This is a genomic window from Actinomadura fibrosa (assembly GCF_900659615.1).
GTDB classification, from domain to species: Bacteria; Actinomycetota; Actinomycetes; order Streptosporangiales; family Streptosporangiaceae; genus Spirillospora; species Spirillospora fibrosa.
Window position 1 is genome coordinate 24,727 of record NZ_CAACUY010000087.1, and the last position, 8,830, is coordinate 33,556.

Annotated in this window: 11 protein-coding genes; all 11 read left to right on the top strand. The window is 74.0% G+C overall.

What is annotated here, in order from left to right; genetic code table 11:
- Positions 1–68 precede the first annotated feature (68 nt).
- The 11 genes from E1300_RS26075 (at position 69) to E1300_RS54340 (ending at position 8,820) form a co-directional block, all read left to right on the top strand.
- Positions 69–1,361: an MEDS domain-containing protein gene (locus E1300_RS26075; RefSeq protein WP_131759703.1), complete on the top strand. Its 1,293-nt coding sequence runs from the start codon at positions 69–71 to the stop codon at positions 1,359–1,361.
- Positions 1,358–2,416, top strand: a complete 1,059-nt coding sequence (locus E1300_RS26080; RefSeq protein ID WP_131759704.1) for an anti-sigma factor RsbA family regulatory protein — start codon at positions 1,358–1,360, stop codon at positions 2,414–2,416. Before E1300_RS26075 ends, E1300_RS26080 begins: the two co-directional genes overlap by 4 nt.
- Positions 2,417–2,452: 36 nt before the next feature.
- Entirely contained in the window at positions 2,453–2,872 is a 420-nt protein-coding gene (locus E1300_RS26085; RefSeq protein WP_131759705.1) for a M67 family metallopeptidase, read from the top strand.
- A 255-nt stretch (positions 2,873–3,127) separates the two neighbouring features.
- Positions 3,128–3,400 (top strand): MoaD/ThiS family protein, encoded by a 273-nt coding sequence (locus E1300_RS26090; RefSeq protein ID WP_131759706.1) that lies wholly within the window; start codon positions 3,128–3,130, stop codon positions 3,398–3,400.
- Positions 3,401–3,409: 9 nt separating this feature from the next.
- Entirely contained in the window at positions 3,410–4,357 is a 948-nt protein-coding gene (locus tag E1300_RS26095) for a PLP-dependent cysteine synthase family protein (protein ID WP_131759707.1), read from the top strand.
- A 114-nt stretch (positions 4,358–4,471) separates the two neighbouring features.
- A complete protein-coding gene (locus E1300_RS26100; RefSeq protein ID WP_131759708.1) occupies positions 4,472–5,260 on the top strand; it encodes a thioesterase family protein in 789 nt (262 codons plus the stop codon).
- Between the two features lie 166 nt (positions 5,261–5,426).
- Positions 5,427–6,290 (top strand): glutamate racemase, encoded by an 864-nt coding sequence (gene murI, locus E1300_RS26105; RefSeq protein WP_131759709.1) that lies wholly within the window; start codon positions 5,427–5,429, stop codon positions 6,288–6,290.
- 40 nt (positions 6,291–6,330) lie between these two features.
- On the top strand, positions 6,331–7,080 hold the full coding sequence (locus E1300_RS26110) for an MBL fold metallo-hydrolase (RefSeq protein WP_131759710.1): 750 nt from the start codon (positions 6,331–6,333) through the stop codon (positions 7,078–7,080).
- Positions 7,081–7,128: 48 nt separating this feature from the next.
- Positions 7,129–7,848 (top strand): ribonuclease PH, encoded by a 720-nt coding sequence (gene rph, locus E1300_RS26115; protein WP_207399959.1) that lies wholly within the window; start codon positions 7,129–7,131, stop codon positions 7,846–7,848.
- A complete protein-coding gene (rdgB, locus tag E1300_RS26120) occupies positions 7,845–8,486 on the top strand; it encodes an RdgB/HAM1 family non-canonical purine NTP pyrophosphatase (RefSeq protein WP_131759712.1) in 642 nt (213 codons plus the stop codon). The genes rph and rdgB overlap by 4 nt, the downstream gene beginning before the upstream one ends.
- A 115-nt stretch (positions 8,487–8,601) precedes the next feature.
- Positions 8,602–8,820 carry a hypothetical protein gene (locus E1300_RS54340; RefSeq protein ID WP_131759713.1) on the top strand — a complete coding sequence of 73 codons (219 nt, stop codon included), beginning with the start codon at positions 8,602–8,604 and terminating at the stop codon, positions 8,818–8,820.
- The last annotated feature ends 10 nt before the right edge of the window (positions 8,821–8,830 follow it).

The following is an 8,830-nucleotide window of genomic DNA, read 5'->3' on the forward strand; positions in this document are numbered from 1 at the left end:
GCGACCGCTGGGCCCCGCCGCCCGGGATTGGTACGTTGGCGGCTGACCGGCGTCCCCAGGGAGGTCGTATGGCGCACTCGGCGGCGGACGCCGCGGCGCGTTCCACGACGGTCGGCGGGCTGCGGCCGGGCGACCACGCGTGCCTCGCCTACGACAGCGCCGAGGAGCGCCGCGCCATCCTGACGACCTACCTCCGGGACGCCCTGCGCGCCGGAGAGGCCGTCCTGTACCTCGTGGACGACGAGCCCACCGCCCTGGCCGCCGCCCGCCTACGCGAGGAGTTCGCCACCCCCACCCCCAAGCCGGCCGCCCCCAAGCCGGATGCCTCCGGGCCGGGTGCCCCCAAGTCGGATGTCTCCGGGCCGGGCGTCTCTGGGCCGGATGCCCCCAAGCCGGACGCCTGCGAGCCGGGTGCCTCCGGGCCGGGCGCCTCCGAACCGGGCGTCTTCGGGCCGGGTGCCCCCCAGCCGGACGCCCCCACGCCGGGCGCCTGCGGGCCGGGCGTCTCCGGGCCGGGCGTCTCCGGGCCGGGTGCCTGCGAGTCGGATGCCTTGAAGCTTGACGCGTCCGATCTTCGCGCGTCCAAGCTGGGTGGGTCCGTGCCGCGCGCGTCCGAGGCCAGCGTGCCTGAGCCGGGTGTGTCCGAGGTCGGGGCGCCCGAGGTTGGGGCTTGTGGGGGCGATTTGGTTGCGTGGGACGTGGGTGCTGCGCTGGACGATGGGCGGATCGTCGTGCTGTCCGCGGGTGCGGACGGGGCGGAGCCCGCCGGTCTGGAGAGTGCGCTCGCCGAAGCGATCGAGGCGGCGCTGCGCCGGGGGCACCCTGGGGTCCGTGTGGTCGCCGACGCCTCGCCGGCGCTGCGCGGCTGGCCGGGCACCGAGCGGTTCGCCGCGTTCGAGGACGCGGTCGGCCGGGCCGTCGCCGGTGCGGGCGGCGCCGTCCGGGCGCTGTGCCAGTACGACCGGCGCTGGTTCGCGGCCGACCACGTGCGCGCGCTCGAAGCCTGCCACGAGGCGCGCGTCCGGGCCGACGACGTCTTCGACGACGGCGTCCTGACGATCACCCCGCTGTTCGCGCCGCCCGGGCTGCGGCTCGCCGGGGCGATCGACGAGTCCACCCTGCCCGCGCTGGTCGCGGCGCTGCGCGAGGTCGACCGGCGCGCCGCGCACCTGTGCCTCGACCTGTCCCGGCTCGACTTCTGCGACCTCGACGGGCTGCGGACGCTGATCGAGGCGAACCGCACCAGCGCCGTCGTCGACCGGCAGGTGATCCTGCGCTCCATGCCCGGCTGCATGGAGCTGATGATGCGGGTCTCCGGGCTGGAGGCGGCGCCGGGGATCGTGAAGGAGGGCGCGCGATGACGCCGACCCCGGCCGACCGGCCCGGCGGCCCGCTCCCGGACGCGTCCGGCATCGGCGCGCCCGTCGCCACATCGCCGTTCCCGGCGGCGCAGGGGCCGGCGGACACCGCCCCGGGCCGCGACCGCGACGTCCTCGTCCACCAGGCGCTGGTCTACCGGTCGCGGCACGAGTTCGCGCTGGCCGCCGTGCCCTACCTGCGCGCGGGACGGCGCGCGGGCGACGCGGTCGTCGTCATCGCGGCGCCCGCCGTGGCCGACGGGCTCCGCGAGCAGCTCGGCGCGGAGACCGCCGCCGCGATCGAGTTCATCGACGCGGCCGGCTGGTTCCAGGGCCCGATGCAGACGCTGGCCGCCTACTACGACCGGATGCCCGAGTGGTGGCGGCACGGCCGGCTGCGGCTGCTGGCCGAGCCGGTGTGGGACGGGCGCACGCCGCTGGAGGTGTGCGAGTGGAAGCGGCACGAGTCGATCCTCAACGTGGCGTTCGCGGCGACCCCGACGTCGATCGTGTGCGCCTACGACGCGTCCGCGCTGCCGGGGCACGTGGTGGACGACGCGTCCCGCACCCATCCGGAGGTGCTCGGGCCGGAGGGGATCGCGCGGCCGAGCGGGCACTACACCGCCCCCGCCGACTTCTACGCCGAGTGCAACGCGGCGCCGCTGCCCCCGCCGCCGTCCGGGGCCGTCCGGCGCGCGTTCGCCAGCGGCGAGCTGCCGGGGCTGCGGGCGTTCCTCACCGCCGAGGCGGGCCGGCTCGGGCTGCCGAGGGAGGCGTCGCTCCCGTTCGTCCTCGCGGTCAACGAGGTCGCCACCAGCATCATCCGCGAGGGCGGCGGCCGCGGCTCGCTGTGGGTGTGGGCGGCGGACGGCGAGCTGATCTGCGACGTGCACGACCCCGGCCGGGCCCTGGACGACCACTTCCTCGGGTACGCGCCGCCGCGCGGCGTCCGGCGCGGCGAGGCGGCGATGTGGGCCGTCCGGCGGCTGTGCCACATCGTCGAGATCCGCACCGGCGCGGACGGCACCCGCGTCCGGATGCGGCTGAAGCTCCCCTGACCGGGTGCTCCGGGGCGAGCCGGTAGCCTTCGGGGCATGCTGACGATCGAGCGTGCCCTGGTTGACCAGATCGTCGCGCACGCGCGCGCCGACCATCCCGACGAGGCGTGCGGGATCATCGCGGGCCCCGCCGGGTCGGACCGGCCCGTCCGGTACGTCCCGATGGCGAACGCCGAGCGCTCCCCGACGTTCTACCGGTTCGACTCCCAGGAGCAGCTCAAGGTGTGGCGGGAGATGGACGACCGGGACGAGGAGCCCGTCGTGATCTACCACTCGCACACCGCCACCGAGGCGTACCCGTCCCGGACCGACATCTCCTACGCGGCCGAGCCGAACGCCCACTACGTGCTCGTCTCGACCCGCTCGGACGAGGAGACGGAGTTCCGGTCCTACCGGATCGTGGACGGCGAGGTGACCGAGGAAGAGGTCCGGATCGTCGAGTCGTACGGCGCCTGAGGCGGCGGGGAAGGCCGGGATCGCGGCCGGTAAGCTGGGGGGCATGGGGACGAGCGGAGATCGGACGGGCGCGCGGCGCCATGTCCGCGCCGCCGTGGTGCCACCCGTGCAGAGCTACCTGTTCGGGCACTCGCGCGCCGAGGTCGTCTACGACTGTCGCTGACGCGCTGACTTCTGCCTGGAATTCCCCCGTGCCCCGCCCGGTTGCAACGTCGAGGGCGGGGCGTCCCGTACGACCAGAAGGAGATCATCGCGATGGCGATCGAGGTCCGGATCCCGACGATCCTGCGCAATCTCACCGGCGGCGACAAGGCCGTCGAGGGCAAGGGCGGCACCCTGGACGAGCTGTTCACCGACCTGGACGGCCGGCACCCGGGGCTGCGCGACCGCCTGGTGGACGACAAGGGCCTGCGCAAGTTCGTCAACGTCTACCTGAACGACGAGGACGTGCGGTTCCTCGGCGGCCTCGACACCGAGGTGGCCGACGGCGACAGCGTCACGATCCTCCCGGCCGTCGCCGGCGGCTGAGCCGGCACCATGCGCTTCGACTCGCTGCTCGACTCGCTCGGCCGGACGCCCCTGGTCGGGCTGCCCAGACTCGCACCGGGCGGCGACGTCCGGCTCTGGGCCAAGCTGGAGGACCGCAACCCCACCGGGTCCGTGAAGGACCGCCCCGCCTTCTACATGATCGAGAAGGCGGAGAAGGAGGGGCTGCTGACGCCGGGCTGCACGATCTTGGAGCCGACCTCCGGCAACACCGGCATCTCGCTCGCCATGGTCGCCAAGCTGCGCGGCTACTCGATGGTCTGCGTGATGCCGGAGAACACCTCCGCCGAGCGACGCCAGCTCCTGGAGATGTGGGGGGCGCGGATCATCTCGTCCCCGGCCGCCGGAGGCTCGAACGAGGCCGTCCGCGTCGCGAAGGGCCTGGCGGAGGAGAACCCGGACTGGGTGATGCTCTACCAGTACGGCAACGAGGCCAACGCCCTCGCGCACTACGAGACGACCGGTCCGGAGATCCTTGAGGACCTGCCGTCGGTGACGCACTTCGTCGCCGGGCTCGGCACCACGGGCACGCTGATGGGCGTGGGCCGCTTCCTGCGCGAGCGCGTCCCGGACGTCAAGATCGTCGCCGCGGAGCCGCGGTACGGCGAGCTGGTGTACGGGCTGCGCAACATCGACGAGGGGTTCATCCCGGAGCTGTACGACGACTCGGTGCTGACGACCCGGTACTCGGTGGGGTCGAAGGACGCGCTGCGCCGGACCCGCGAGCTGCTTGAGCAGGAGGGGATCTTCGCGGGCATCTCCACGGGCGGCGCGCTGCACGCGGCGCTCGGCATGGCGGCGAAGGCCGTCAAGGCGGGCGAGCGCGCCGACATCGTGTTCGTCGTCGCCGACGGCGGCTGGAAGTACCTGTCCACGGGAGCCTACGGCGGCACGCTCGACGAGGCCGAGGCGCGGCTGGAAGGCCAGCTCTGGGCGTGACCGACGCCCTACGGCGCCGCCCGGTCCGGCACGGTAGAGTTCAGATTCGAACGAGATTCTAGAACCGTGCCGGACGGGCGGACCGCCGGCGCACGGGGGACCGGGAGCGTGCGGATGAGCAGGTTCGGCGACGCCACCGCGGTGAGGCGGGTCGACGAGGGGCGCTACGAGGCCGTCCTGGACGGCGACTACGGCTTCGCCGAGGCCGTCAACGGCGGTTACCTGATGGCCGTCCTCGACCGCGCCGCCGTGGACGCCTCCCCGCACGCGCACCCGGTCTCGACCGCGGCGAACTTCCTGCGGGTGGCCAAGCCCGGCCCCGCCCAGGTGATCGTCGACCAGCGCAAGGCGGGCCGCACCGCCGCCACGGCCCTCGTCACCCTCGTGCAGGACGACCGCCCGGTCGTGGACGCGCTGATCACCACCGGCACCCTCGACGCGGACACCGAGCCGTCCTGGGCGGGCCCCGCCCCCGACCCCGCCGTGCCGCCGCTCGCCGAGTGCACCGAGTTCCTGCCCCGCACCGGCGAGCGGGGCTTCGCCGACCAGGTCGACATGCGCTTCGACCGTTCCACCATCGGCTGGCTGGACGGGCAGCCGAGCGGCAGCCCCGAGTCGCGGGCCTGGTTCCGGCTCCGCGACCCGCACGAGCCCGACGCGTACGCGCTCGCGCTCGCCGTCGACGCGCTGCCCCCCGTCGCCCTCAACCTCGGCACCAAGGGGTGGGCGCCCACCGTCGAGCTGACCTGGCACATGCGGGCGATCCCCGCCTCGGGCTGGCTGAACCTCTACGGCACCGGCCGGCTTCTCGCGGGCGGCTGGTTCGACGAGGAGGTCGAGGTCTGGGACTCGGCCGGCCGCCTCGTCGCGCAGAGCCGCCAGATCGCCCGCGCCGGCCGCTGACCTGCGCGCGGAACGCGCCCGCCGGCGCCGCGCCCGGCGTTTCGCGGCGCGCTCCGGAGGGTTCGCCCGCGACCCGTGTGAACTGGGCCTATTTCCGGTGCGTGACCATGTGATGTACACCGCATGACGTACTTCCGCGAACGGAACTCGCCTAGCCTTAAGCACCATGTCCGAGTCTGCCCGCCGGGACGACCGTCCAGATTTTCCGGCCGACGCCGCCGCCGACGCGCCGATCGGCATCTTCGACAGCGGCTTCGGCGGGCTCACCGTCGCGCGGGCGATCCTCGACCAGCTCCCGAACGAGCCGATCGTCTACCTCGGCGACTCCGCGCGCCAGCCGTACGGGCCCCGCCCGATCGCCGAGGTCCGCGCGTTCGCCCTGGAGATGCTGGACGAGCTCGTCGACGAGGGCGTGAAGATGCTGGTGATCGCCTGCAACAGCGCCAGCTCGGCGATGCTGCGCGACGCCCGCGAGCGCTACGACGTCCCGGTCGTCGAGGTCATCAACCCGGCCGCCCGGCGCGCCGCCCGCGCCACGTCCAACGGGCGGGTCGGGCTCATCGCGACCGAGGCCACCGTGACCAGCCGGGCCTACGAGGACGCCTTCGCCGCCGCCCCCCACATCGAGCTGGTCAGCGCCGCCTGCCCCCGCTTCGTGGAGTTCGTCGAGGCGGGCGTGACGATGGGCGACGAGCTCCTCGACGCCGCCCGCGGCTACCTCCGCCCGATCGCCGACGCGGAGTGCGACACCCTCATCCTGGGCTGCACCCACTACCCATTGCTGACGGGCGTCATCTCGTATGTCGTCGGCGACGGGGTCACACTGGTCTCAAGTGCCGACGAGACCGCCAAGGACGTGTACCGAGTGCTGCACGACCGCGGGCTGGCCCGCGCGGGGGCCGTGCCCGAGCCGCGGCACCGGTTCCGCGCGACCGGTGACCCCGCGGTGTTCGCCGCGCTCGGCCGCCGGTTCCTCGGGCCGGAGATCGGATCGGTGGAGACCACCCCCGGCAAGGCTCTAACCAGCTGAGACCACCTGATTCCTCGGGGACACAAGAGGAGGAGTGAGCGTGCGGGTCACTGTGATCGGCTGCTCCGGCAGTTTCCCGGGGCCGGATAGCCCCGCGTCCAGCTATCTGATCGAGGCGGACGGCTACGCGATGGTGCTCGACCTCGGCAACGGCGCGCTCGGATCGCTCCAGCGCTTCCGCTCGCTGTACGAGATCGACGCCGTCTGCATCTCGCACCTGCACGCCGACCACTGCCTCGACCTGTGCGGGTACTGGGTCGCCCGCACCTACTGTCCGGACGGCCCGCCGCCGCGGATCCCGGTGCACGGCCCCGAGGGCACCGCCCTCCGCATGGCGAGGGCCTACGACCTCGACCCCGACCCCGGCATGACCGGGACCTTCGACTTCCGGACGCTGCGGCGCGGCCCCTACGACATCGGCCCCTTCCGGGTGACGACCGCGCTGATGCCGCACCCCGTCGAGGCGTACGCGTTCCGCATCGAGCACGGCGGCAGGACCCTCGCCTACTCCGGCGACACGGGCGCGTCCGAGACGCTGGTGGAGCTCGCGCGCGGCGCCGACCTGTTCCTGTGCGAGGCGTCCTTCCTGGACGGCCCCGGCCTGCCGTCCGAGCTGCACCTCACCGCGCGGGAGGCGGGCGAGCACGCCGCCGCCGCCGACGTCGGGAAGCTCGTCCTCACCCACCTCGTCCCGTGGAACGATGCGGACGTCTCGCTCACGGAGGCCAAGGCGAGCGGCTACACCGGCGACATCGAGCTCGCGGCCGTCGGCGCCAGATACGAGCTGTGACCGCCGTCGACACGTCCCGCACACCCCCCGGGCACTAGGCTGGTGCCCATGGCACGCCCCGATGATCGCGCACCCGACCAGCTCCGTCCCGTCCGCGTCCACCGCGGCTGGCTCGACCACGCGGAGGGGTCGGTGCTCATCGAGTTCGGCGGCACCCGGGTGCTGTGCGCCGCGTCCGTCCAGGACTCGGTGCCCCGCTGGCGGCGCGACAGCGGCCTCGGCTGGGTCACCGCCGAGTACGCGATGCTGCCCCGCGCCACCAACACCCGCAACGACCGCGAGTCGATCAAGGGCCGGGTCGGCGGGCGCACGCACGAGATCTCCCGGCTGATCGGCCGCTCCATCCGGGCCTGCATCGACTTCAAGGCGCTCGGCGAGAACACCGTCCAGCTCGACTGCGACGTCCTCCAGGCCGACGGCGGCACCCGCACCGCCGCGATCACCGGCGCCTATCTCGCGCTGGCCGACGCGGTCACCTGGATGCGCGGGCGCCGGCTCACCAAGGGCGACCCGCTGATCACCTCCGTGTCCGCCGTCAGCGTCGGCGTCGTGGACGGCGAGCCCCGCCTCGACCTCTGCTACGAGGAGGACTCCGCCGCCGAGACCGACATGAACGTCGTCTGCACCGGCGACGGCCGCTTCGTCGAGGTCCAGGGCACCGCGGAGGGCACGCCCTTCGACCGCGCCGAGCTCGACGCCCTGCTCGACCTCGCGGCCGGCGGCTGCGCCGAGCTGACCCGCCTCCAGGCCGAGGCGCTGGCCCGGTGAGCGTCGTCCTCGCCACCCGCAACCAGGGCAAGATCCGCGAGCTCCGCCGGATCCTCGGCGGCATGCCGATCGTCGGCCTCGACGCGTTCCCGGACGCGCCGGACGTCCCCGAGACCGAGCTGACCTTCGAGGGCAACGCCCTGCTCAAGGCCCGCGCGATCGCCGCGCACACCGGCCTGCCCGCCGTCGCCGACGACTCCGGCCTGAGCGTCGACGCGCTGAACGGCATGCCCGGCGTGCTGTCGGCCCGCTGGTCCGGCCGGTTCGGCGACGCGTCCGGCGACAAGGACACCGCGAACCTCCGGCTCGTCCTCGACCAGCTCGGCGACGTCGCGGACGGCGCCCGCGGCGGCGCCTTCGTCTGCGTCGCCGCGCTCGTCATCCCGCCCGGCCCCGAACCCGGCGCGGGGCACGGGGTCGAGCACTGCGTCGAGGGCCGGATGCGCGGCACGATCACCCGCGAGCCCCGCGGCACCGGCGGCTTCGGCTACGACCCGATCTTCGTCCCGGACGGCGAGACGCGCACCAGCGCCGAGCTGTCCCCGGACGAGAAGGACGCGATCAGCCACCGCGGCCGGGCCTTCCGCGCCCTGGCGGAGATCCTCCCCGACGCCCTGAAGACCGCCGGCCTGACCTAGCGTTTCACCCCGCGCCGTCCCCGGACGGCGCGGAAAGTTCGCGATCATGACAACCTGCGGGATCGGCGCGCCGGTTATTGGGGGTGTACGGACACTTCCCCAGGGAGCAACTCACATGATCGACAAGGGTCGCATCAGGCGGGGCCCGGCCGTCCTGCTGGCCGGGCTCGGCGGGACGGGCCTCCTCGCCGGCGGGATCTGGCTGGCCGCCGGGACGGGCACGCCGACGCACGCGAAGCCGGTGGCCGCGCAGGGCGCGCTCTCGCACCGGACCCCGTCGGCCGCCGCCTCGCCGCTCGGCCCGTCGTGCAAGATCGGAAGAGCACACGTCTGAACTCCAGTCA